This window comes from Actinokineospora sp. NPDC051303 (genome assembly GCF_055586285.1).
This window is the reverse complement of the sequence record NZ_JBVJIN010000004.1, coordinates 152,029-176,374: the sequence shown is the minus strand read 5'-3', so window position 1 is coordinate 176,374 and position 24,346 is coordinate 152,029. Positions and strand designations below refer to the sequence as shown.

General features: G+C 73.0%; 14 protein-coding genes. 6 read left to right on the top strand and 8 right to left on the bottom strand.

All coding sequences use genetic code 11. The features are described 5' to 3' along the window. Positions 1–70: 70 nt before the first annotated feature. Entirely contained in the window at positions 71–1,312 is a 1,242-nt protein-coding gene (locus ACZ6SD_RS05125) for a cytochrome P450 (protein ID WP_465315620.1), read from the bottom strand. A 94-nt stretch (positions 1,313–1,406) separates the two neighbouring features. Further along, positions 1,407–3,632, bottom strand: a complete 2,226-nt coding sequence (locus ACZ6SD_RS05120; RefSeq protein ID WP_465315619.1) for an ATP-binding protein — start codon at positions 3,630–3,632, stop codon at positions 1,407–1,409. A 296-nt stretch (positions 3,633–3,928) separates the two neighbouring features. On the opposite strand from ACZ6SD_RS05120, the gene ACZ6SD_RS05115 reads away from it, so the two are divergent. Continuing rightward, positions 3,929–4,939 carry a hypothetical protein gene (locus ACZ6SD_RS05115; protein ID WP_465315618.1) on the top strand — a complete coding sequence of 337 codons (1,011 nt, stop codon included), beginning with the start codon at positions 3,929–3,931 and terminating at the stop codon, positions 4,937–4,939. Here the strand turns inward: ACZ6SD_RS05115 and ACZ6SD_RS05110 are convergent. After that, entirely contained in the window at positions 4,908–5,828 is a 921-nt protein-coding gene (locus ACZ6SD_RS05110; RefSeq protein WP_465315617.1) for a toll/interleukin-1 receptor domain-containing protein, read from the bottom strand. The genes ACZ6SD_RS05115 and ACZ6SD_RS05110 overlap by 32 nt on opposite strands. Beyond that, positions 5,749–8,223, bottom strand: a complete 2,475-nt coding sequence (locus ACZ6SD_RS05105) for a CHAT domain-containing protein (RefSeq protein WP_465315616.1) — start codon at positions 8,221–8,223, stop codon at positions 5,749–5,751. The genes ACZ6SD_RS05110 and ACZ6SD_RS05105 overlap by 80 nt, the downstream gene beginning before the upstream one ends. Here ACZ6SD_RS05105 and ACZ6SD_RS05100 point away from each other — a divergent pair, their 5' ends adjacent. Next, positions 8,224–8,913 carry a hypothetical protein gene (locus ACZ6SD_RS05100; RefSeq protein WP_465315615.1) on the top strand — a complete coding sequence of 230 codons (690 nt, stop codon included), beginning with the start codon at positions 8,224–8,226 and terminating at the stop codon, positions 8,911–8,913. Between the two features lie 125 nt (positions 8,914–9,038). Here the strand turns inward: ACZ6SD_RS05100 and ACZ6SD_RS05095 are convergent, their stop codons facing one another. After that, a complete protein-coding gene (locus ACZ6SD_RS05095) occupies positions 9,039–12,293 on the bottom strand; it encodes a hypothetical protein (protein WP_465315614.1) in 3,255 nt (1,084 codons plus the stop codon). 151 nt (positions 12,294–12,444) lie between these two features. Continuing rightward, on the bottom strand, positions 12,445–14,265 hold the full coding sequence (locus ACZ6SD_RS05090) for a thiamine pyrophosphate-requiring protein (RefSeq protein ID WP_465315613.1): 1,821 nt from the start codon (positions 14,263–14,265) through the stop codon (positions 12,445–12,447). A gap of 95 nt (positions 14,266–14,360) precedes the next feature. On the opposite strand from ACZ6SD_RS05090, the gene ACZ6SD_RS05085 reads away from it, so the two are divergent. Continuing rightward, positions 14,361–14,504, top strand: coding sequence for a hypothetical protein (locus ACZ6SD_RS05085; RefSeq protein ID WP_465315612.1), 144 nt, complete (start codon positions 14,361–14,363; stop codon positions 14,502–14,504). A 578-nt stretch (positions 14,505–15,082) separates the two neighbouring features. Further along, the gene (locus ACZ6SD_RS05080) at positions 15,083–16,276 is read left to right on the top strand and encodes a hypothetical protein (RefSeq protein WP_465315611.1); all 1,194 of its coding nucleotides are present in this window, start codon (positions 15,083–15,085) and stop codon (positions 16,274–16,276) included. A 3-nt stretch (positions 16,277–16,279) separates the two neighbouring features. Here ACZ6SD_RS05080 and ACZ6SD_RS05075 read toward each other — a convergent pair whose 3' ends face one another. Next, positions 16,280–18,364 carry a tetratricopeptide repeat protein gene (locus ACZ6SD_RS05075; RefSeq protein WP_465315610.1) on the bottom strand — a complete coding sequence of 695 codons (2,085 nt, stop codon included), beginning with the start codon at positions 18,362–18,364 and terminating at the stop codon, positions 16,280–16,282. A gap of 281 nt (positions 18,365–18,645) precedes the next feature. On the opposite strand from ACZ6SD_RS05075, the gene ACZ6SD_RS05070 reads away from it, so the two are divergent. Further along, positions 18,646–20,268: a hypothetical protein gene (locus ACZ6SD_RS05070; RefSeq protein WP_465315609.1), complete on the top strand. Its 1,623-nt coding sequence runs from the start codon at positions 18,646–18,648 to the stop codon at positions 20,266–20,268. Here the strand turns inward: ACZ6SD_RS05070 and ACZ6SD_RS05065 are convergent. Then, positions 20,249–22,417 (bottom strand): hypothetical protein, encoded by a 2,169-nt coding sequence (locus ACZ6SD_RS05065; RefSeq protein WP_465315608.1) that lies wholly within the window; start codon positions 22,415–22,417, stop codon positions 20,249–20,251. The genes ACZ6SD_RS05070 and ACZ6SD_RS05065 overlap by 20 nt on opposite strands. A 502-nt stretch (positions 22,418–22,919) precedes the next feature. Here ACZ6SD_RS05065 and ACZ6SD_RS05060 point away from each other — a divergent pair. Further along, complete coding sequence (locus ACZ6SD_RS05060; protein ID WP_465315607.1) at positions 22,920–24,119, top strand: Fic family protein; 1,200 nt, start codon at positions 22,920–22,922, stop codon at positions 24,117–24,119. Positions 24,120–24,346 lie beyond the last annotated feature (227 nt).

Below are 24,346 nucleotides of genomic sequence, written 5' to 3'. Positions count from 1 at the left end.
CTGACATCTCACAGCGGCATCCGGTCGACCACGACCGGTCCGGCGGCGCGCGGGTGCGGACGATCAGGGTTCAGGGTTGGGCTTTGGCGAAGCGCAGGGACAGGGATGTGGGGCCGAGGATGCCGACGGGCGGGCGCCAGGTGAACGGCTCGGCGACGGTCGGTGGGCCGAGGCGTTCGGTGAGGGCGGCGAAAGCTTCGGCTAGTTCGACCCTGGCCAGGGCGGCGCCCAGGCAGTAGTGCGGGCCACCGCCGAACTGGAGGGCGGGCTCGCGTTCGGGGGTGGTGACGTCGAAGGCTTCCGGGGACTGGTAGGCGCGTGGGTCGCGTTGCGCGATCGGGGTGCAGACCTGGATGAAGGAGCCCTTGGGCAGGAACTTGCCGTTGAAGTCCAAGTCTTCTGTGGCGAACCGGAACACGGTCACCGACGACGGGGACCAGCGGATGGCCTCCTCGACGGCCGTGGGCACCAGTTCGGGGCGCTTGCCGAGCAGCCGCCACTGGTCGGGGTGGTCGGCGAAGGCGATCATGGCGTTGGCCAGTTGGTGGCGGGTCGTGTCGTGCGCGGCGAAGACCAGGGTGACCAGGAGGTTGCGCAGTTCCTCGTGGCTGACCTGCTGGTCTTCGCGCTGCGCGAGGACCAGCCGGGAGATCAGGTCGTCGCCGGGCGCGGCGGCCTTGGCGTCCATCAGGGCGCCGACATAGCCGTCGAGGCCAACGACGGCCGCCGTGACGCGCTCGCGGAAGCCCGCGCCGTGGGCGATGCTGAACACCAGGCCGAGGTCGGTGGTCCAGGTGCTGAAGATGTCCCAGTCCTGCTCGGGAACGCCGAGCAGCCGCGACATCACGGCCAGCGGCAGCGGGTTGCCGAAGTCGGAGAAGAAGTCGCAGACGTCGGTGGCGGCGAGGTTCTCGGCCAGCCGCCGGGCCTGGGCGCGGATGAACGGGCGCAGGTCGTTCACGGTGCGCGGGGTGAACGCTTTGTGCACCAGGCCGCGCAGCCGCCGGTGGTCGGCGCCGTCGTGGTTGACCAGCATCGGGACGAACCAGTCCCAGATCGGGCCGTCCTCGACGCCGTTCATGCGCATGAACTCCGCGCCGTTGTGGTCGAACCGGGGGTCCCGCATGAGCTGCTGGGCTTCGGCGTGGCGCAGCACGAGCGGCCCGATCGGGCTCTCGGCGTACCAGCTTCGCTCCCGGGCCGCGGCCACTTCCGGGGAGTCGAAGGAGAACCCGGGCTTGGTGATGTCCAGAAACGGGACATCGCCCGGCTCGGGGGTTGTCTCGGGTGTCGTCCGCACGGAATTGGTCATGTCCGACCACCTCAAACATCAGGCCCGGTTCAACTGAAGTTTCGAGACTATCGCGGATCGCCCGCAGCGCCCTTCCGCCGAACGGGTAACGGATTCAGCGGGTTTCACCGTCCGATGTGGACAGTTTCGGCTGTTCGAGTGAGTCCCGGACCCGCACCTCGCCGAGCACGGTCGGGCTGAGGGCGGCGTGGATTTCCCGTGCCAGCGCCCAGTGTTCGGCCGCGCGGTCGCGGGAACCCGCCATGGCGTGGGTGTTTCCCAGGCCGGTTCGCGCGCGGGCGACCTCGTAGGCGCTGCCGCAGCGCTCGCCAGCGGCGGCGGCCTCGCGGTAGTGCCGGGCGGACTCGGCGAGCCTGCCCGCCCGGAAATGCGCCCAGGCAAGGCAGTTCAGCGACATGGCGACGTCCAACCCGAGGCCGAGGTCGGCGAACTGGGCGCGCGCCAGCTCCGCGTGGCGGACCGCGTCGTCAAAGCGGCCCAGTTCCGTTTCGGCGAGGGCGATCGCGCGCACCGTGATGGCCGCGTTGCGGGTCGATCCGGTGCGGCGGTAGAACTCCAGCGCGACCGCCAGATCGCGGCGGGCGGCGGCGTGGTCGCCGAGGTAGAGGTTCGCCCACGCGAGATTCGACAGCGCCGTGGCCGCGCCATGCTCGTCGCCCAAGGCGCGGAACAGCTCCAGCGCCTGCCGGTAGTGCTCGGCGGCGGTGTCGGGATCGTCGTGGTCGACGTGGGCCATGCCCAGGTTGTTCAGCGTCATGGCCAGCGCCCGCCGGTCGTCCGCGGCGCGAGCCGATGCCGCGGCGAGCCGGTGGGTGTCCACCCAGATTTCCCAGAGCTTGGCGTGGAAGAAGAAGTCGCGCAGCAGGAACGCCAGCCGCCAGCAGTGCTCGTGCCGCTGCCGGGCCGAGGCCAGCCCGCAGAGCGCGACCAGGTTGGGCCACTCCGCGTCGAGCCAGGCCGCGGCGGCGTCCCGGTCGGCGAACTCAACGGCCTGCCCGTCGGCCAGAGAAAGCGGCGGGCGGTAGCGCAGCGGCGACAGCAGCTCGTCGGCCGCGGTCGCCGTGGCCACCGCGTGGTCGAGCAGCCTGCCTTCGGCCGCGGCCAGGTCGGCCGCCGCGAGCGCGGGCAGCGCCTGCTCGACCGCGAAAACCCGCACCAGGTCGTGGAATCCGACCTGCCCGCCGGACCGCGGCAGGATCAGGTGCGCGTCGTGCAGCCGGGCCAGCAGCCGCTCGGTGGTCGCGTGGCCCAGGCCCGCGAGCGCGGCGGCGGCCGCGGTGGTGACGTGCTTGCCCGGGTGCGCGGCCAGCAGGGCGAACAGCCGCCGCTCGGCCGGGTCGAGCCCGTGCAGCGACAGCGCGAACGCGGCGGAGACGCTGCGCTCGCCGTCATCGAGCAGGTCGAGGCGGGCGGCGGTGTCGGCCAGCCTGCCCGCGAACTCCTCGATCGTCCACATCGGACTTCCCCGGAACCGGGCAGCGGCGATCCGTATCGCCAGCGGCAGCCTGCCGCAGTGCTCGACCACCGCGGCCACGGCGGCGTCGTCGGCGGGGGCGCGTTCGCCCGCCACGGACCGAAACAGCGTGACCGCCTCGGCGGCGGACAGTTCGCCGATCGGGACGTGGACGGCGTCGTCCAGGGCGTTGAGCCGGTTTCTGCTGGTGATCAACACTGCGCACCTCGGTTCGGCGGGAAGCAGGGGCGCGACCTGCCGGGCGCTGCGGACGTTGTCGAACACGAGCAGCATCCGCCGTCCGCGCAACCGGTCGCGGTACAGGTTGGCCCGCCCGTCCTGGTCGCGCGGGACGTGCGCGCCGGGCACGCCCAGCGTGCGCAGCACCCGGTCCAGCGCCACCGCCGCGGGCACCTCGGGGCCTTCGGCGGTGTGGCCGTGCAGGTCGAAGAACAGGCAGCCGTCGGGGAAGTCCGCCCCGACGTCCTGCCCGGCGCGCAGCGCCACCGCGGTCTTTCCCGCGCCCGCCAGGCCGACCAGCACGCAGGCGGTGGCGGTCGGGTCGGCGAGCGCGGCGCGGACCCGGGCGAGTTCGGCGCGCCTGCCCAGAAACAGCGGCGTGGCGTGCGGCAGGCCGGAAACCCCCGTGCGAGCCGGTGATTCGGCGGCCGTGAGCAGCCCGACGAGCGTGCCCGCCGCGCCGAGGGCAGCGTCGCAGGCCTCGGCGAACTCGCGCCTGGGCAGCACGCGTCCGTTCTCAACCTTGCTCAGGTGGCTTTTGCTGTAGTGGATTCGCGCGGTCAGCGCGGCCTGGGACAGGTCGGCGGCCTCGCGCAGCCGCCGCAATTCGGGCCCGAACTCGCTCATGGCCCACAGTGTGGCCCGGCCGGGAGTCGGCTGTGCACGCTCAGCCGAGTGCGGCGATCGATCGTCCGCGATGGGTGTGCATGGCAATTCACCTCCGATTCCCCGCTATTGGCTCTCGCATTTCCCGACGCGCTAGAGCCTGCCTCGCGAACAACCCGGCGCGGCAGGGGTTTCCGGGGATTGGAAACACTGGAAACCCCGGAAACAGCGATGACCAGCATGACCGCGCGCACGACTGCGTCAGCGGCCACCATGATCGGCGTCGCTATACTTCGGCGACCCGGATGGAGGTGGCGATGGGCTTCACGACCGAGGAACTCGTCGCCGAACTGAAGCGGCTGCGCAAGGGCCGGGGCATCGAGACCGCGGATATCGAGGACGCTGTCGGCCCGGCGCTGCGGGCGGCCGCCGGGGTGCGGGCTGGCGACGGGCCGGAACGGTTGCGGCGCAAGGTCGCCGACCGCCTGCGCGACCTCGTCGCCCGGCTGCCCGACGACCTGCGCTTGGCCACCGGGGCCGCCTTCGGCCTGGCCGAGGGCGTGCGGATGCGCCTGTACCAGCAGCGGATCGAGGCCGTCGCCCGGGAACTGGACCGCGACCCGCGCACGATCCAGCGCCGCATCGATGACGGCGTCAAGCGCGTCGCCGAACTCGCGGCCGAATCGATGGCCCAGGAATCACTGGCCCAACAGTCGGTTTCCGCCCAGGGGGCGCCGCGGTGGCGGACCGTGGATTTGCGGGCGGCGGTGGTGCTCGACCTGCCGGTGCCCGAGGTGGTCGAGTTCCGCCGCATCGTCGCCGACCACGACGGCCTCGATGAGGTGGAACTCGGCATGACCGTCGCGGGCGGCGCGGGCATCGGCGAGATCGGCGTGGACGTGCTCTACGGCGGGGTGCTCGCCAGCCAGGCCAAGAAGTCCAGCAGCCGCGTCGGTTTCGCGCTGCGTCCGCCGCGGCCGCTGGAGCGCGGCGAGGAGCACGAGTACGCGCTGCGCGTGCGGTTCCCGCACGGGCACGGCATGGCCCCGTACTACATGTGCACGCCCCGGTACCCGTGCGCGCTGTTCCGGCTGCACGTGCGCTTCGGCCCCGGCCGGGCGCCCTCGGCGATCTGGCGGGTCCGCGACGCGCTGCCGCTGGAGATCGGCGACCCGGAGGCGTCCCGGGAGCCGGTGACGGCCGACCCGTGCGGCGAGGTGCACGCGGTGTTCACCGACTTGCAGCCCAACCTGTCCTCGGGCATCGGCTGGAGCCCACCGCGCCCGCCCAACCCGCTCACGGCCGTAGGTGCCCGAACGCGGCCGTGATCAGCGCCTTGCTCACCGCTGGCGCGAGCCCCGGCGGCGTGGCCCCGGATCGGTAGACCTCCGCGGAGATCGGGCCAGCCGGGCCGAAGGTCTCGACCCGCACCACCAGGTCGATGGCGCTGCCGTCGCGGACGCCCGCCTCGGCGAGCGGCCGGTCGGCCAGCGGTGTCTGGTCGTGCCGGAGCTGGTAGTCGAATCGCATTCCCATGGCGCCGCCGAACTTCGTCTCCACCTCGGGCAGCGCCAGCGCCGCGCGCACCAGCCGCTCCGCCTGCTCGCCGGTCGCCGCGGCGGGGACCGCGACGACGTGCGAGACCGACAGGGCGCGGTTGCGCACGTAGAGCACGATCCGGTCGGGCTCGGCCGCGGCCGGGTCGGGCACCGGGGCGGGCAGCACCGGGGTGTCCAGCGCCCGGTCCAGCCGCCAGCTCCGCACCAGCCGCTCGACGGTCTGCTCCCACGCGCCGAACGCGTCGAGGAACCGGCGCGGCGCGAGCAGCGGCGGCAGCGGGGTCTCGTCAAGCCGCACGATGAACAGGAAAGCGCGGCGGGTGTTCAGTTGCAGCGTGTACGCCGCGGTCCATTCCGCGTCCACCCACTCGCGGTGCTCCGCGGCGTGCCGGGACCACAGCAGCACGTAGTAGTCCGAGGTGGCCAGGGCGTGGTTGATGGCGAGCACGAGGTCGTCGCCGGGCGGGATGTCGTCGTCGTCCACGAACGTGTCGACGCCGTGCCCGCGCAGGTCGGCGGCGAGGCGCTTGGCCACCGGGCGGTCGTTTCCGGCGAAGGACAGGAACGCCCTCGGCCGGTCACCGGGCCGCGACGGCATCCGCTGGGGCGACGGGACCGGGCGGGCTGGCTGGGGCGAAGGAACTGCGTTGCGCGGCATGGTTTCTCCTGGAGTCGAGGACGCGGCGGACCAGTCGGCGTGGCGGACCGGCTCCGGTCTGCCACCCGGGGTCGCCGTAGAGGGTCCAGCAGGCCCAGCGGGCCGGATGGTCGTGCGGGACCGGGCCGACGGGCGCGCCCGCCGCGCCCTGGCACAGGTCCCGCAGCGCGCGCCGCAGGGCCACGTCGCGCGGCAGATAGCACAGGTAGCGCTCGAACCGGTCGAGGACGGCGGCGGCGCCGGAGTCGACCGCTTCCCAGCGCGCCGCGACGACGGCCGCCGCGCCCGCGTGCAGCGCGGCCCGGACGTGCCCGACCCGGTCGTCGCGGCCCCGGCGCTCGGCCATGCCCGAGTCGCACGCGCCGAGCACCAGCGTGGCGCAGCGGCCGAGGTCGACCGTGCGCAGGTCGTCGGGGAACAGCTTTCCGTCCGTGTCGTCCTGGGCCAGTTGCAGCCAGGACCGCGCGGTGTCGGTCTCGTCCCATTCGCCGTGGGTGTCGATCCGCACGTGGTGGTACCGGCCCGCGCGCACCGTCTCGCGCAGCCGCGCCGCGGTGGCGTCCGCGCCTTGGAGCAGGGTGCGGTTCGGGGCGGGGGCCGCCGGGCGGAGGTCGTCCGCGGGCGGGCGCACGAGCAGCACCCGGTCGCCGCGGCGGCCGAGCGCCCGGCGCCGCAGCGGGGCACGGGCGGACAGGCACGGCAGGTCCGACAGCGCGAACCGGAGGCCGAACCGGTCACCGGTCTCGGGCAGGGCCATGCCCGCGAACGGGATCTCCGACAGCAGGCCGCCCGCCACGATCGCGATCCGGTCGACGTGCGCGGGCACGGCGGCGACCACGTCGGCCACCCCGGTCAGGTCGGCGAGCGCGGCCAGCGTCTGGTCGAAATCGCCGCTCTTGACGCTGGGCTCCAGCGCGCTCGCGCACGCCGCCATCATGGTCACGGTGTCGGACAGGGCGGCCCGGTTCGCCGTCGTCGCCAGGTGCCGCAGCAGGGTGCGGCCCAGCAAGACGTGGTGCACCCGCTTGTGCGTGGCGTGCGCCAGCCAGACCACCTGGTCGCGCGGCAGGTCTCGGGTCACCCTGGCCACCCACCGCCAGGCGCCGCCGAGGTCGCTGGGCGGCGGCAGGTCGCGGGCGAAACCTGCGTGGGCGGGCAGGATGCCGCCCAGGATCGCGGCGCCGCGGGCCGCCTCGATGGCGACCGCCACCCCCGCGGCGGCCACCGGCCCGCGCTTGTCGATCGCCCGTGCCGCGGCCTCGACGCACTCGTCGTGCTCGTCGGACGCCAACTCCAGCATGCGGATGCGCCCGTCGTCGCTGAGCTGCCGCTCGGCGGCGTGCTCCTCGATCCGGTACGCCTCCCGCCAGCACGCGCCCGCCTCGTCATGCTCGGCGCGGGCGAAGCGCACCCGGCCGAGCTGCTTGAGCGCCCAGGCCCGCACCTCGGCCAGTGGCGTCGAGTCGGCCCGGCGCACGGCGACGGTGAGGTGGCCCACGGCCTCGGCCAGGAACTCCGGCTCGCCGGACTCGGCGAACCGGGCGGTCTCCAGCTCCCCGGCGGCCAGATGCCAGGTGGCGACGTCCCGATCGGACTCCGCTTCCTCGCGCAGGTCGGCGAGCAGGTCTTCGGCCTCGGTCAGCTTCCCGTCCCGGGTGAGCGCGCGGACCCGGTGCAGCCGCCGGTCGATGCGCGCCGACACCGGCCCCTCGCCGGTCAGGCTCTCCAGCGCCGCGGCGGCCGCCGCCGGGTCGGGGCTCGCGGCGACGGCCTCGACCAGCAGCGGGAACAGCCGGTCCACGGCGTCGTCGTGGCGGGTCAGCCGCAGCAGCACGGCCAGTTCGCGCAGCACCGGGAAGCGCTCCGCCGGGTCGAGGTCGGGCCGGATCACCGCGCGCAGCAGCACGTCCCGCGCTTCTTCGTAGCGCAGCTGGCGTTTGAGGGCGTGCGCGCGCCGCAGGTGGTCGGGCGCCACCCGGGGCTCGGGCGCCGCCAGTTCGGCACGCACGGCCCGCTCGTCGCCCTGCCGCACGCCGACGGTCAGCCGGTCGAGTTCCACCGCCGCGCTGCCCGCCTGGTTCCCCGCCGCCCGGAACCGCCGCTGGGCCTCCGCCAGCCGAACATCGGCGGCGGCCAGGTCCCCGCGCTCGACGGCGGCGAGGGCCTCCACCCGCAGCAGCCGCGCCTCGTCGTCTGGCCCGAGCGCGGGCACTCCCCGCCCGAGCGCGTCCCGGATCGCCTCGGCGTCCGCGCTCGCACCCGCGTGGTCACCGAGCGCGGAGCCGATTTCCGCGTGCTGCAGGCGCAGCACAAGATGGTCGGGATGCCGCGCGCGGTGCTCCCGGCAACGCCGCCGCGCCAGCGTGAGCGCCCCCAGGTCCACCAGCCGCGCCACATGGTCGACCGCGAGCGCCGCCGCCAAATCGGCGGTGAGACCGGCGGTGCCGCGGTCGGCGGCAGCGAGATCAACGGTGGTGCGGCGAGCGGCGAAGAGATCGGCGACGGTCAACCGGGCGACGGTGAAGTCGGCGGTGAAATCAGCGGCAACCGGACCAGCGGCGGCAAAACGATCGGCGGGACCGGCGGCGGTAAACCGGGCGGCGGTGCGGTCCGCCGCAGCGGAATCAGCGGCAGCAACACCAGCGGGATCGGCAGCGGTGGAACCGGCGACAGCAGGATCAGCGGCAACGGGACCGGCCACAAGATCAGCAGCGGCAAACCCGGCCGCAGCCATACGATCGGCGACAGCAGGATCAACGGCGCCGGAACTGCCTCCGAGACCAGCAGCGGAAAACCGAGCGGCAAGATCCCCGACACCGGAATCAGCAGCGACCACCCCAGCCTCGACCCCGCAATCAGCGACAGCAGGATCAACAGCGGCAAACCCGGCCGCAGCCGTGCGATCGGCGACAACGGGATCAGCGACGCCGGAACTGGCTCCGAGTTCAGTGGCGGTAAACCGGGCAGCAAGGTCCCCGGCACCGGAATCAGCGGCAGCGACAGCGGTGCCAGCGAGATCGGCGGCAGCGGAATCAGCGGCAGCAACAGCTATGCCCGCCAGATCGGCTGCGGCAGAACGGGCTAGCGATTCGGCTGCGGCGAGGTGGGCGGCGTCCACGGCGGCCACGTCGCGGCGGGCGAAGGCCGTCGCCGCGGCGGTGACGGCCGCGGCGGCGGGGTGGTCCGGGGGGATCGGGAACGACTGGGCCATCAGCCCTCGCAGCCGACGAGCGGCTGGTCGGTGTCCGGGCAGACCAGCAGGATCGTCAGGCCCGGCACGGCGGCGGTCCCGGTGGGCGCGGTGGTCCCGGATGCCGTGGTGGTCGTGGGCGTGGGGTTCGACCCGCCCGACGAGGAGAGCCGTGGGCGCAGGTCGACCCGGTGCCACTGCGCGCCCGAGTGCACCCGGACGTCGGGCTGCTCGGCGGCCGCCTCAACCGTGGCCAGCCGCTCCACCCGGGCTTCGCGCACCGTCACTTGAGCCGCGCGCGGCACGGCCGAGGCCGTGATCGCGCCGTCGTCCTGCGACCATTCCGCCCGCAGCTGCTCGTGCACCATGACAACACTTTCCGGCCGGTCCATCACCTCGCCCATCTCGACCGACGTGCGAGCCCCGGACTCGGTCAGCGGGGCGGCGTCGACGTGCACGAGCCGGTCGCCGGAGACCCTCAGTGTGGGGATTCGGCTGGCGTCGGCGCCGATCGCGCGCACCACCCGCTCGGCCCAGGCGTCCGCGCTCGACACGAGCCAGACCTCGCCGGGGCCGACCAGGGCCACCCCGTCGGAGCCAAGGTCCAGTCCGCGCAGCAGCCCGTCGCGGGCCTCGCTCGCCAGCCGCATCGCCTCTACCACGCGGGGAAACTCGCGCAGCAGCGCCGCGCCCTCAACGCTTCCGTTGTGCCCCACCAAAGCGTCGCCCACGGGCGCGAACACGTGGCCCTCGGCCCAGTGCACCTCGACCACCGTTCCATCCTTTGTGGACACTCGTGCGGTGTTCGCGTTGGCTGGCGGTTCGGTGACGAAGGTCGCGGTGGCTGGCCCGTCCGGGCTGGTCCGGATATCGATCCACCGGCCGGACGCGGTGGGCGGCGGGACGAGCGCGCCCAGCGAGAACTGGCCGCCGCCGTCCGGTCCCGGGGTGCCGAGGCGGAACCCGAGCGCGCCGCCGGGCGGCGGCACGGCGCCGTTGACGGCGAGCCAGGGCTCGTTCGGGCCGCCGACCCGACCGCGGCCCTCGACGGTGTAGAGCACGCCGCTGGTCATCGGCGGCACGCCCGCGCCCGGGTTCTCGGTGAACCGGGCCTGCACCGACTCCAGCGCGACGCGCGCCCGATCGACCAAGCCGCGGTTCCACCGCACGGTCACCAGATCGCCGCTCTTGACCGCCACCAGCGCGCCCATGTCGTACCCCTGGAACGCGACCCGCTGGGTCACCTGCCTGCCATCCGCGTGCAGGTCCAGATCGACCTTCCGGTTGACCTTCTGGTCCAGCCAGACCTTGACCTTCCCGAGCGGGGAGACCTTGCGGCCGGACGCGGTGACGCCGACCGCGACGCCGCCGTCGTCCACCGGCCGCAGGACGCGCTGGACCGAGTCGGCGACCTTGCCGTCCGCGCCGACCGAGACCTGGGTCAGCTCGCCCGTCCCGCTCGCCGGATCGTAGGTCGAGCCCCGGTCGTGCGGCCCGGCGCGGCCGGCGGCGCCCGGGATGTCAGCCTGGAACTCCGCTCCCCCGGCGCGCGCCCGCACGTCGGCGAGGGAAACTCCGCCAGAGATATAGGAAAGGCCGCACTTCTCGTACTCCTTCGACGGGATCTGCACCACGGCCTCGTCGGTGGCCGAGGGCGGCGCGACGAATCCGACCGAGGACCGCTCCTTGAGCGCGTCGTTGCCCGCGTACCAGTCGGCGAACTTCAGATCCGTGCGGATCGCGCTGTCGGCCACCTCCGGCAGTCGGGTGGAGTCCTTGTCCGTCAACCATTCCAGCGCGCCGCTCCAGCGCATGATCTGGTCAAGCCGGGCGTACTCCGACTCATAGTCGGCGACCGCCTGGTAGTGCTGGTCCCACCACCGCAGTCCGCGGCCGAAGGCGAAGGACGGCTCGACCTCCTCGCCGCCCCCGCCCGGGGCGTCCGACCGGCTGAACAGCCGAGTGGAGTGCGCGCCGATGCTGACCCGGTCGTCGTCGAAGGCGAACGCGGAATCGTTCTGCGCGAACCAGAGTCTGCCGCTCTCTCCGCCGGTGGTCGTCGCGTCGCAGTGGCTCCACGGTGTGATCGCCTTGGTGTCGGGGAGAAATCCGGGGACGGCGTTCTCCGGAACGCCGTCGCCGATGTCCGAAGTCCAGTTTTTGGCGACGTAATCGGTGTAGAACAGGGTCATGCCGACTTTGGTGCCCGCCAGGCCGCCGTAGTAGGTCGCCTGGCTGTAGGTCGGCTGCCCGTTGAGGTAGCCCGCCAGCGCCCACAGCGCGACCCGGTCCTCGGGCAGGCCCACCTCGGCCAGCACGTCCGCGGGCACGTCGCCGCCGAACAGCGCCTGGTTGACCAGTACGGCGAGTTCCCCGGCGGAGCGGACGTACGGCGCGCCGGTCCAGTCGTCGGCCAGGATGTGGTCGGCCAACTCCGGGCGCAGTCCGGGAATCGTGACGAGAAGGTCCTCTTTGGTCTCTTCGCTTTCGGGCGGGTCCAGGGAGAAGGCGGGCGTCGTCCCGCCGTTCTTGGCGTCCGCGTATCCGCGCTGCAACACGGTGATGTCCTCGGCGTCGACCAGGCCGATCCGCTCCCCCGGCCAATTCCAGCCGCCTGCCCAGATCTCCGAACCACGGCGCTCCACAAAGGACAGAGAGGTGGTGTTCGCGAGGAAGTCGGCCAGGCCCTCCGCGGTGTCCACCCGCTTGTGCACGTAGCCGTTCCTGGCCCTGGCCTCCTCCGCGGTCGTCGGGTCTTCCGAGGTCACCCGGACCGTGTGGGTCGCGCTGTCGATCGCGTAGCGATGCACGCGCACGGACTTCGGGTCGGCCCCGGTGTCGGTGCGGTGCTGGTCGATCTGCCCGCCGATGGCCCGCGCGGCGTGCGGATCTCCTTGCGGCGTCAGCACATGCAGCACGCCGTCGCCGTCGCTCAGCGACCGGCCCGGTCCGGTGGGCTGCCGGGCGAGGTCGGCGAAACCGGCGTCGCGCACCGGAAGCGTGTCGTAGAGCCCGTCCCGCAGCCGCGCGGTGTCCAGTTCGAGGTGGGCGGCCAGCGCGGTGCGGGTCCAGTCCCGCACCTGTTCCTCCGCCTCCAGGTCGTCCAGGTCCGCCAACCGGTTCGCCGCGCCCGCGTAGGACACGGTGAACCCGGGCCCCTCGGCGCGCGCGGTCTGGGCCGGGCTGGGCCACAGCAGCCACGCCGTCAGCGCGGCGGCCAGGATCACCGCGGTGGACAACAGGGCCCAGTGAAGCCGGTTCGTGCGGTCAAACATCGCCAGTCCCTCGCCGAACGTGCGCGTTGTCGATCGCCGGGCAGACAGGTGATCGACTTGCTTTCGGCGCGAGCGTAGCCGGCGGCGGGGCGCGTTCGCGGGTGGCGCGGACTCTTGTCAGGTTTGTGTCCAGAAACTGTCGTTCCCCGGATCAGCGTGCCGCCCCCTGGCGCGCGCGGTCGTCGTGGCCTTCTGCTTCGCGTTGGCGGAAAAGGTGTTCACGGGCGCCGCCGTCGTCGGATTCCTGAGCCAGCCCCTGATACATCTTGTCGGCCTTGGCGTCGGACAGGTGCGGGGCCAGCAGCGGGACGGCCGCGTCGACCACCGCCTCGATGACCACAGGCCGGTCGGCGTCGAACGCCTGGCGCCAGGCTCCGGTCACCTGCCTCGGCGAATCCACCCGGACACCGCGCAGGCCCAGCAGGTCGGCGTAAGCGGCATAAGGGAAATCGGGCACCCGCTGCGACGTCGGGAACCGCGGGTCGCCCTCCATCTCGCGCTGCTCCCAGCTGACCTCGCTGAGGTCGCGGTTGTGCAGCACCAGCACGACGAACCGGGGATCGGCCCAGGAGCGCCACCGGTCGGCGACGGTGATCAACTCCAGGAGGCCGTTCATCTGCATGGCCCCGTCGCCCGCGAGGGCCACCACCGGGCGGTCCGGGGCGTCGAGCTTGGCGGCCAGCGCGTAGGGCATGGCGCAGCCCATCGACGCCAAGTAGCTGGAGACGTGCGCGGGCGTCCCCGGCGGCAGCGCCAGGTGGCGGGCGTACCAGTAGGTCGTGGAGCCGACGTCGACGGCGACCCGGGCCCCCGCCGGGAGGTGGTCGGACAGCTCGCGGATCACCAGCTGCGGATTGAGCGGGTCGGCGGGGTCCATGGCGCGCTGTCGCGCCAGCGACCGCCACCGGGACACGCTGGCGGCCACCTCGTCGTGCCAGCCGCGGTCGGTCTTGCGCGCCAGCAACGGGATCAGCGCGCGCAGCGTCTCCGTGGTGTCGCCCACCAGCGGGACCTCCACCGGGTACTTGCCGCCCACCACGCGGGCGTCGAGGTCGATCTGCACCGCCCGCGCCTGCCCCGGGCGCGGGTAGAACTCCGTCCACGGGTCATTGGAGCCCACGATGAGCAGTGTGTCGCAGCCCGCCATCAGCTCCGCGCTGGCCGTGGTGCCCAGGTGGCCCATGACCCCGGTGTGCCAGGGCGCGTCCTCGGGCAGGACCGGTTTGCCGACCAGCGACACCGTCACCCCCGCGCCCAGCAGGTCGACCATCCGCTCGACCTCCGGACAGGCGCCCGCCGCGCCCCGGCCGACCAGCAGCGCCACCTTGCGCCCCTGGTTCAGCAGGTCGGCGGCCCGGCTGAGGTCGGCGTCCTCGGGCAGGACCCGGGGCCGGGCGATCACCGCGCTGGACGGGACGACGCCGTGCGCGTGCGGAATCCGCTTCGGCATCTCGGCGCGCTGCACGTCGTGCGGCACGATCACGCAGGTCGGCGTCCGCTCGGCGATGGCGGTGCGCATCGCGTTGTCCAGGATCATCGGGAACTGCTCCGGCGCGAACGCGGTTTGCAGGTACTGCCCGCACACGTCCTTGAAGAGGGTGTGCAGGTCGACCTCTTGGAGGTAGCCGCTGCCCAGCGCGGTCGACACCACCTGCCCGACGATCGCCACCACCGGCCTGCGGTCGAGCTTGGCGTCGTAGAGCCCGCCGAGCAGGTGGATCGCCCCCGGCCCCTGCGTCGCCAGGCACACCCCCGGCGAGCCGGTGTACTTGGCGTGCCCGGAGGCCATGAACGCGGCCATCTCCTCATGCCGGACCGGCACGAACTCCGGGTCGCCCCCCGCCCTGCGCAGCGCGGCCAGCAGCGGATCGATCCCGTCGCCCGCGTACCCGAACACCCTCGGGACCGCCCACACGCGCAGCCGCTCGACCAGCGCGTCCGCCACGGTGTTGGTCGTTTCCTGGTCGGCCATGACCCGCCCTCTCGGCCGGAGTGTCTTACGGTTCGGATGCGGGTATCCGCACGACCGGAGACGAAACCCTCGCCAGCCCGACAGGAGGAACGGCGATGCCCACGGACCGACACCGCACGCGAGAGCGGCCCAGGATGTCCGAGGAAGCCACCCTCCAGACGGCGATCCTCGCCCGCTGGGGCCTGCCGGTCGTCGCCGCCCTGGCTCTCCTGTGGCTCCTGCTCCGCCGCCGCCGCTGAAACCGCGCGCCAGCCAGCGAGCGGCGGCTCACGGGCGGCGCCGCGTCGGTGCGGACGTTGCTACGGTGACGGCCGACATCACCGGATCGTGAACCGGATCGTGGAGGAGTTGGACATGGCGGAGCCCGTCCTCGTCGAGGGTGGGGTTCGCAGCTGAGCGGCCCATCCCGGTGGGCCACCATTCCGACCGAGCGGCGGGTGCTGGCCGTGGTGCACAACGTCACCGCAGCCACCCGACTGCTCGACGTGCTCGACCTGGTGGCCGGCGACAGCAGAATCCAGGTCGAAGTCAGCGTGCCCGGGTCGTCGCCGTTCACCGCCGGGACCGAAAGGTTTCTCCACGATCGCGGAATGGCGCCGACCCCGTGGGCGCACGCCCGAACGGCTCCGTTCGACCTGGCGATCTCCGCCAGCCACGGCGGCGACCTGCACCGACTCACGCCGCCGCTGATCATTCTGCCGCACGGAATGGGTTACAATAAATACTTGCGCCGGGAATCCGGGAATCCGGGAATCCGGTCTTTGGTCTGTCGCCCGAATGGCTGCTCGCTGACGGAAAGCCCGTTCCGTCGAGTCTCGTGCTGTCCCATCCGGAGCAGTTGGCGCGGCTGGCCCGGTCCTGTCCCGAGGCCGCCGAGGTGGCCGTCGTCGCGGGCGACCCGTGCTTCGACCGGATCCTCGCCAGCGGCCCGCTGCGCGCGGTGTACCGGCGGGCGCTGGGGGTGTCGCGGGGGCAGCGACTGGTCGTCGTCTCCTCCACCTGGGGGCCGCCGTCGCTCTACGGGACGCATCCTGACCTGGTCGCGCGGCTGGCCGCCGAGTCCTGTCTGGACGAGTGGCGGATCGTGATGGCGCTGCACCCGAACGTGTGGCACTGGCACTCGCCGTGGGCCGTGCGGCGGTGGGCGGAAGGGTGCCGCCGCGCGGGGGTGACGCTCCTGCCGCCAGAAGAGGGGTGGCGGGCCGCGTTGGTCGCCGCCGACGTCGTGCTCGGCGACCACGGCTCGGTCACGTTCTACGGCGCCGCTCTCGGCACGCCCACCGTCCTGGCCACCGCGCCCCGGCACACGGTCGCGCCCGACTCGGCCGTGGCCAGGCTGCTCGACACCGTCCCCTGCCTCGACCACGCCCGCCCGCTCACCGAGCAACTGGACGCGGTGATCAAGGCGCACGACCCAGACCGGGAGCCGTTCGCGTCCGTGGCCGCGCTGACGACCTCGGTCCCCGGCCAGGCGATGCCGCTGCTGCGCGCGGAGTTCTACCGGCTGCTCAAGCTCGCCGAGCCCGACGTCCCCGCCGAGGTCCGCACGGTCCCGGCGCCAGCGGAGCCGCCGGTCGAGCCCGGCGCCCAAGTGGTCCGGGTGGACCTGCTCGGCGCGACCGCCCGGGTCACCCGGCGGCCCGCCGAGCTGCTGCGGCTGACCGGCGGCCTCCCCGAGGGCACGCACCTGAGCGTCGACGCCGACGAGCCCTACCGCCGGTTCCTCGACCTGGCCGAGATCGTCGTGACCCCCGACGGACGGGACGCCGCCGACGTCCTTGCCGCGCTGCCGGGAGCGCTGCTTTCCACCGGCCCGGTAAACGGGGACGACTGGCTTGTCGTGGACGCGGATAACCGACCGCTGCGGTTTACCGGCGCGGGGGACGCGGGCCGGGTGTGCGCGTCGTTCGTCCACGCCTGGCTTACCGAGAACCGGTCTATCGACACGATCCCCACCGAAATCACGCTCACGCTCGGAACCCGCGTTCTCCGCGTCACGGTAAGCAGTTAATGCTCAGCTCGCGGCGACGGCCAGCAGCTTCCCCTGGACCCGCCGGGCCTCGCCGACGAACCCGGACGACTCCGTGATCGCCAGCGACTCGCGGTAGCGGTCGGCCGCAACGGCCGGGTCGCCGCTGGCAGCATCGAGGTCGCCGATCGCCTCCAGCACCTGGGCTTGGTCGAACGGCCTGCGGTGCGCCCGCATCACCGCCAGCGCCTGGTCGAGGCTTTCCCGCGCCGCGGAGAACCGGGACAGCCGGGTGAGCGTGCGACCCAGCCACAGCCGCGCCTTGGCCGCGTTGTAGTCATCCACCGGGTCGAGGCCCGCGAAGCCCGCCAACGCCGCGTCGAGCAGGACCAGCGACTCGTCCGGCCCGGTCACCTTGGCCAGGTGCAGCCGGGCCAGCGCGAGCCTGCGCGGCACGCCGATCTCCTCGGCCAGGGCGAGGTTGCGGCGCAGAGCCGCCACGGCGTCGTCGTCGCGTCCGGCGGCGATCGCGGCGAGTCCCAGCGACTCCAGCGCCGTCGCCCGCAACTCGACCACGCCCGCGGCGTCGGCGGCCTCGACCGCCTGCCGGAAGGTCTCGTGGGCGCGGGCGCTGTCGCCGCTGTGCAGGTAGCCGAACCCGAGCTGGGTCGTGGCCAACGCGAGCAGGTCGGCGCGGCCGAGTTCGCGCGCCGCGGTCACCGCCCGGGTGTTGACCTCGATGAGGTCCTCGGCGTGCTTGCCGCGCTCGTGCAGCGGCCACAGCGCCACCGCGAGCAGGCACACGTCGGCGAAGCGGGCGTCGTCGTAGAGCCGCTCGACCACCGCGCGCAGCGTCGTCCGCTCGACCTCCAGCCAGGCCATCGGCTCGTCGGGGGCCGTGCGGTTCAGGTGCTCGCCGAAGAACGCCGTCAGCCAGCCGCGCAGCGGCATCGCGGCGTGCCCGGCCGCGACCGCCGTGCGCCGGTAGTGCTCGACCATCCGGCCCGCGACGGCGGCGCTCTCGTCCGCGACCGCGGCGGCGACCTCGTGCGCGTGCAGCCGCACCAGGGCGTGCGGGACGTACCGCTCGTCCGCCGTCGCCCGCAGCAGGCCCGCGGCGACTAGGTCGTCCACAGCGTCCTCGGCGCCCTCCCCCAGCGCGGCCAGCAGGACATCGACGCCCACGTCACCCATGCCGGGGTGCACACCGAACGCGCGGTAACAGCGCTGCGCCGCCGGGGACAACCGCCGGTACGCGGTGTTGAACACGGCCGTCACCGACAGGTCGTCGTCCCGGGACAGCGCCGCCAGCCTGCGCCGCTCGTCGCTCAGCTCGGCGACCAGCCGCGCGATCTTCCGCGTCGGCCGCCCGACCAGCAGCGCCCCGACCACGCACAGCGCGATCGGCAGCCCCGCGCACAGCCGCACCAGCGCCTCGACCGCGTCCGGCTCGCCCTCGGTGCGGGCGGTCCCGACCATCCGGGCCAGCAGCTCCCGGGCGGCGTCGTCCTCGAACGGCGCCAGGTCGATGAACGTCACCGCGTCGCGCACCGTCAGCCCCGACAGCGGCCCGGCCGCGGTCACCAGCACCACCGACGGCCCCGGCCCGGGCGAGAGCATCCGCACCTGCCTCGGCGTCATCGCCTTGTCGACCGACACCGCGACCCGCTTGCCCGTCGACCAACTCCGGAACGCCGCCGCACGGCCCTCCGCCGAATCCGGGATGGCCGCGGCGTCGACGTCGGCGGCCAGCAGGAAGTCCCGCAGCCGCGCGCTCTCCAGGCCGGTGTCGTCCAGCCCGCCGGAGAGGTCGGCGTGGAACTGCCCGTCCGGGAACAGGTCGGAGTGGCAGCGCAGCCAGAACCGCGCCACCTCGCGCTTGCCCACCCCCGGCGGCCCGCTGAACACCAGGATTCGCGGCCCGGCGGGCGCCTGCGTGGTGACCGCGGCGTCCGCCTCGGCCAGCACCCGGAGCTGGTTGGTGAAGTGCGGCGTCGGCGGCGGAACCAGCCGGGCTGGCTCACGGCGGCGGCCGTGGAAGTGCACGCCCCCGGTCACCTGCCCCGCCTGCACGATGATCTCGGCGTTCCCGCCGACCACATTCCGCACGGCGGACTCGTCACCGCTCACCCGGCCTCCCCACGCCCTGGCCCATCCAGCCCACCGTACCGAGATCACTACCCAAGGTCACACGAAACGGGAGAACCGGCGACACGCACTATGCTCGGCCGTCGTGTCTACGCTCCGGTTTCCCCACGTGCGTGCCCTAAGATTTGAAAAATCGCCCGGAAGCCGGAAGCCGGAAGCCGGAAGCCGGAAGCCGGAAGCCGGAAGCCGGAAGCCGGAAGCCGGAAGCCGGAAGCCGGAAGCCGGAAGCCGGAATGCGCGGACCGCCCGCGGAGGCGATCACTGTGGCTAACCTGCCGACGGACAGCGCGCGCTGGGACACGTTCCGATGGCAGCGCACCGTCCTCGCGGTAGCGCGGACCATGACCTCCGCGATCCGCCTCCTCGAAGCCCTCTCCGTGTTCGCGGGCGACCCTCGGGTGCGCGTGGTGTTCACCGTGGACCCTGGTTCCGAGTTCTCCCTCGGCGTCGCCGAGTATCTCCGGTCGCTGCCCGCCCGCGTCGAGCCCTGGGAGACGGCGTCCACCGTGGACTGCCAGCTCGTGCTCACCGCGAGCGAGAAGGTCGACGTCGAGCAGGCGGACCGCGTTCCGCTCATCGTGGTCCCGCACGGGATCGGCTTTCACAAGATCGTGCCCGACGCGGACGGCCCGGGCGACCGGCTGTCCGGCCTGGTCGCGCTGGAGGTGCTGCGCCGGGGTCAGGTGCGCCTTCTGGTCACCCACCCTGACCAAGAGGCGCAACTCGCCGCTGTTTCCCCGGAGACGATAGGACTGACCGCGCTAGGCGGCGACACCAGCTACGACGGCCTCTTAGCGTCCCTGTCGCACCGCGACCGGTATCGCCGCGCGCTCGGCGTCGCCGATCATCAGCGGCTGGTGCTCGCGAGTTCGACCTGGCGCGGGCAGTCGCTGGTCGGCGGCCGTGAGCACCTGCTCGAACGCCTGCTCGGCGAACTGCCCGCGGACGACTACCGGGTCGCCGCCGTGGTCCACCCCAATGTGTGGACCCAGCACGGCGCCGCCGAGGTGCGCCGGATCCTCGACCCCGCCCTGCGCGCCGGGCTGCTGCTCATCGAGCCGACCGCTGGCTGGCACGGCGCTCTGGTCGCCGCCGACGCGGTCGTCGGCGACCACGGCTCGGTCAGCCTCTACGCGGCCGCCATCGGCAAGCCCCTCGTGCTCGGCGCGTTCGGCGCGGACGAGGTCGTGCCCGGCACTCCGCTGGCCGAACTCGGCCGGACCGCGCCCATGCTCGACCACGCCGAGCCGCTGCGCCCACAACTGGACAAGCTGATCGCGACCCACATCCCCCCTGCCGGGCTGGCGGAGCGCCTGTTCGCGCGACCGGGCGAGGCGGCCTGCCTGCTGCGGCGGCTCTGTTACCAGGCCATCGGATTGCCCGAGCCCGCGCACGAGCCGCCGACCCTCGCGATGCCCGAGCCGCGGCCGAAGGTCACGCCGGTGTGGTCTTACCAGGTCGCGGGCAGGGTCACCGCGCCGCGCACTGTCACCCTGGCCCGATTTCCCGCCGCCGTGCGCGCCTACCGCCCCGACCCGCATCCCGAGGAGTCGCGGCACCTCGCTGTCGGCCTTGACGAACGCAACGTGCGGCTGTTCAACGACGCGGCGGTAATCGTCGCCTCTCACGGCCCGGTAGACCTACCGTGGCTCGCAGAGACGCTGGCCCGCTATCCGTTCAGCCGTCTCACCGCAGGCCCCACTCTTACCGGCTGCGCGATAGCGCTACGCGGCGGCGGCAAGCTCCTCGCCGAGGGCGCCGGTGCGGACCCCGCCGCGGTCGGATCGGCCCTCTACACGCTCTGGGTCGCGGGAGAACCCCTCGAAGGCCCGCTCACCGTGCGGATGGGCGCGACCGAGTCCGTGGTCACGGTGTGCCGGGGCTGAGCCGCGCCAGCCTGGCCACCAGGTCGGTGACGTCGGCCCCGCCCTTCTCGTGGATCTCCAGCACCCGCCGAAGCTGCGTCCGCGCGCCGTCCAGCTCCCCCGCGCGCTCCAGCAGGTCGGCCAGCGCCAGCCTGGCCTCGGCCTCGTAGGTGGCCGCCCCGCGCTGCGCAAGCACCTCAGCGGACTTCCCGAGCGCGTCGCGCGCCGCGTCGACCTCCCCGGCGCGCGCCCGCGCCACGCCGAGGCTGAGCAGGGCCCGCGCCGCCATCCTCGGGTCATTCATCTCGGTCAGGGACTCGTGCGCCTCGGTCAGCAGTGGCAGCGCCCCGGCGTGGTCCCCGGCGGCGTCGAGCGCGCGGCCCAAGAAGTAGGTCGCCAGCGCGACGCCCCGCAGTTCGCCCGCGGCCGTGTTGACCTCGATCGCCCGCCGGTAGGCGTCGACGGCGGCGGCCGGGTCTACCCGGTCGAGGTAACGGCCGGTGAACTCCCACACCGACGCGATAAGAACTAGATGCCCGGACTCCCCCGCCAGCTCCCGGGCCGCGCGCAGCTCCTCGCCCGCCCGATCCAGCTCGCCCAGGTCCGTGTAAGCGCGAGAGACCAGGCTGCGCAGCCGCGCCTCCGCGGCCGGATTGCCCGCCAGCCGGGCGGCGACGGCGCCGAGTTCACTCGACTCGATCCAGTCGGCCAGGTAGCCCTGGTTGAGGTACAGCGGCACTAGCGCCTCGGCGAGCTGCCAGGCCAGCTCATGCCAGCCCCGGTCGGCGACGGCGCGCAGCACGTGCAGCAGGTTCGCGCGCTCCCGCACCTGCCACTCCGTCGCCTTTACCGAGCTGCCGTCAAACGGGTCTGTCAGTCCGTCGGTAAGCGCTGTCGGATCGGCTATCCGGAGACGGTTAGCGCCCATGGTGGCCAGGTCGGCGAACACCGCGCGGGGAAGGTAGTGCTCCGCCACCGCGCGGACGACGCTCGCCGCCACTTCGGCGGGTTCGTCCTGGGCCGCGCGCTCGCGGGCGTGCAGGCGCACCAGAGCGTGGAAGCGGAGGCGGTCTCCCTCGACCTCGGTGAGCAGGTTGGCCTCGATGAGCCGCTGCACCGCGTCGTGAACGCCCGCGACGTTCGGGGCGGCGGTTTCGGCGACGTCCCAGGAGATGTCGAGGCAGGGCACGCACCCGAGGCGGCGGTAGACCACGGCCGCTTCGTCGGGCAGATTCCGGTAGACGTTGTCGAACACCGCGGACACCAGTCGCTCACCTCGCCTCGTGAAACCATGCAGCCTGCGGTTCTCGTCCGCCAACGTCCGCGCCAGGTCCCCGATCCGCAGCCGAGGGCTGGCCGCCAGCCGCGCCGCCGCGACCCGGAGCGCGATCGGGAGACCGGCGCACAGGTGGACCAACTCTCCGGCCGCCTCTTGCTCGGCCAGCACTCGCTGCTCACCGCACAGCTCTTGGAGCATCCGCACGCCTGCTTCCGCGTCGAGCGGTTCGAGGTTGACCGGTTCCGCGCCTTCCAGCCACAGGTCGACCAGCCGGTCGTTGCTGGTGACCACGACCGCGCTGCCCGGCGCGTTCGGCACGAACGGCAGCACCTGGGCGGGCTCGGTCACGTCGTCGAGGACGATCAGGCACCGCAGGTTCTCGGTCTTGGTGCGGAACAGCCCCGCCCGCCCGGCGGAGGACGGCGGGATGTGGTCGTTGGCGACGCCGAGACTGCGCAGGCAGTCGGCCAGCGCGTCGCCGACGGCGGTGCCCGACTCCGTGCGCAGGGCGGCGTAGTCCACATAAAACTGACCATCCGGGAACCGGCTCTTGGAAGCGTTGGCCCAGCGCAGGACGGTGGCGGTCTTGCCGACTCCCACGAGCCCGCTGACCACGCCGAGCCAGGGCCCGTCCGCGCCGCGCGCGGTCAGCCGCGCGTCGAGGTCGGCCAGTTCCGTCACCCGGTTCACGAACCGCAGCGGGGACGCGGGGAGCTGTCTCGGCACCGTCCTGCCCGCGCCCGATTCCCTGCCCGCGCCCGACCCGAAGATCACGTCGCCGGTGAGCGAGTTGACTTGCACCACGTTCCCGCCCGCGTCGGACACGATGTTGCGCACGCTCGGCTGCCCGTCGTGCCCCCGCGCGCCGGGCATCTCGCTGGGTATCGCCATCGTCCGCCCCATCCCGTGCGCCCCCGTGATCGAAGGCCACGCTACGCCCCCACGTGTCCGGACCCCGCCGACCTGATCTTCCTCGCAGGCGCGGGCGCGCGTCAACGCCGCGGGCGATGGTATTCGCTTGTCGGCGCGCCGCTATGTCCGGCGGCATATTGCATCGTGCCGTCGGCAATGATCCCGAGATAGTGCCGGAGTTCACCGAGATTCACCGGATCGGGTATGAGTTCGGGGTCTTTGCATCCGTCTGGCTCGCCGATCGCTCCTGTTTATGACAGCCCACCGCGGTCGGGGGTCGGGGTCCGGGCGGCAGCGTGCCCACCCGGCCGCGCGCGGTCGCGGCCACGCGCCCCCGACCTGCGATTTCCCCGCCCAGGCCAGGCGATCCGACCGGGTCTACCGGGGCGGGCGGAGCCGGTGGGCGAACCCCGAAAATGATCATGGTCAGCCGGACTTCCCGTGTTGTGGAAATCGTTTTGTGTCCATCAGGATTCCCGCTATGAATCACTCCAGGCCCGCAATGCCCGGGCTGTGGACTCCGGTGGCGGAGTCGGACCGAATCCCGGTCGAGTTGCGGCGCGAGGGCGCATTCACCCCGTACCCGTTGCGGACGAATCTGGTCTTGTCACCGCGCTCAGTCCGCGTGCTGGCCGACGCGCAGGAGAAGTTGGGGAGGCTGGACGAGGCGGCGCTGCGGCTGTCGCACTCCACGACGCTGGTGCGGCTCACCCAGGTACGGGAGGCGCACCGGTCGGCGGCGGTGGACGGGGTGCCCTCGGCGCTGCGCGAGGTGCTGGCCTCGCAGTTGCCCGGCGTGCGCAGGCGCAACGACCTCGAACCCGGGATCGACCGGTACCTCCGCGCCAGCGACGTCGCGTTCACCGCGCTGCGCCAAGGCGTTCCGATCGACGTGGCGCTGCTGCAGACCGTGGCCGCCGCCTTCGCTGGCGAGGGCCACGCCCCGGAGCGGGTGTGGCGCACCGAGCACACCGCGATCGGCGCGGCCAGCGTCGGCGAGGTGCTGGTGGCCACGCCCCCGGGCGCGGCGGCGCGGGCGGGCCTGGAGCAGTTGGTGACCTGGGCGGCCGAGGACGACTACCTGCAGATCGTCGGGCGGATGGCGCTGGCGCTGTACCAGCTGGAGGTGCTGCGCCCGTTCGGCTTCGGCAACGGGCACATCGCCCGGCTGTTCATCGCGATGCAGTTGGCCAGGGCCGGGCTGGTGCGCGACCACCTACTGCCCATCTCGGAGGTGATCGACAGCCGCAGCACCGAGTACTGGTCGCACATCCGCCGCATCGCCGACACCGGCGACATCGAGCCGTGGCTGGTGTTCATCGGCGAGGCGATCATCACCGTCTGCGAGGCCGAAGTCCGGCTGATCAAAACGTTGGAAGACCTGCGCAAACACCTGGTCCAAACCCTGCCCAAACGCTGCACCGGCGTCATCCGCGACGTCACCGCGGGCCTGATCGACAGCCCGGTGACCAACCCCGGCGCGATCGCCGACCGCTACGGCATCTCCATCTCGAAGGCGCACGACATCACCAACCGGCTGATGGCCGCCAAGGTGATCACCCCCCTGGACGACAAGACCTACGGCCGCGCATTCGTCTGCGAAGCCGTGCTACGCCACCTCACCCCCGGCGAGGCCCTGGCCCCGGACTCCGACGCCGCCATCACCTCCGGCGCCAGTTAGCCCTGACCGTCTTCCGGTCAGCCCCCGTCGGACAGGTCCCAGTCGGCGCCCCGCACCCGCTCAGCGCCCTCCACCCAGGGAACCCAACCCAACCCGCGAGCACGCTCAACCGAACGCTGCGGACCCAGCCACCATCAATCCTGCTCGGGCAGATCCCCTCCGCGCGCAACAACACCCACACCCGCTCAGCGAACTCATCACCGACATCCACGGCCAACGCCACCGCA

Coding starts and splice junctions, on each gene's coding strand:
- ACZ6SD_RS05120 (WP_465315619.1), bottom strand. CDS start 3,632: ATGAGCGAGTTCGGGCCCGAATTGCGGCGGCTGCGCGAGGCCGCCGAC.
- ACZ6SD_RS05125 (WP_465315620.1), bottom strand. CDS start 1,312: ATGACCAATTCCGTGCGGACGACACCCGAGACAACCCCCGAGCCGGGC.
- ACZ6SD_RS05065 (WP_465315608.1), bottom strand. CDS start 22,417: ATGGCGATACCCAGCGAGATGCCCGGCGCGCGGGGGCACGACGGGCAG.
- ACZ6SD_RS05115 (WP_465315618.1), top strand. CDS start 3,929: ATGGGCTTCACGACCGAGGAACTCGTCGCCGAACTGAAGCGGCTGCGC.
- ACZ6SD_RS05095 (WP_465315614.1), bottom strand. CDS start 12,293: ATGTTTGACCGCACGAACCGGCTTCACTGGGCCCTGTTGTCCACCGCG.
- ACZ6SD_RS05060 (WP_465315607.1), top strand. CDS start 22,920: ATGAATCACTCCAGGCCCGCAATGCCCGGGCTGTGGACTCCGGTGGCG.
- ACZ6SD_RS05085 (WP_465315612.1), top strand. CDS start 14,361: ATGCCCACGGACCGACACCGCACGCGAGAGCGGCCCAGGATGTCCGAG.
- ACZ6SD_RS05090 (WP_465315613.1), bottom strand. CDS start 14,265: ATGGCCGACCAGGAAACGACCAACACCGTGGCGGACGCGCTGGTCGAG.
- ACZ6SD_RS05110 (WP_465315617.1), bottom strand. CDS start 5,828: ATGCCGCGCAACGCAGTTCCTTCGCCCCAGCCAGCCCGCCCGGTCCCG.
- ACZ6SD_RS05100 (WP_465315615.1), top strand. CDS start 8,224: ATGGTCGACCGCGAGCGCCGCCGCCAAATCGGCGGTGAGACCGGCGGT.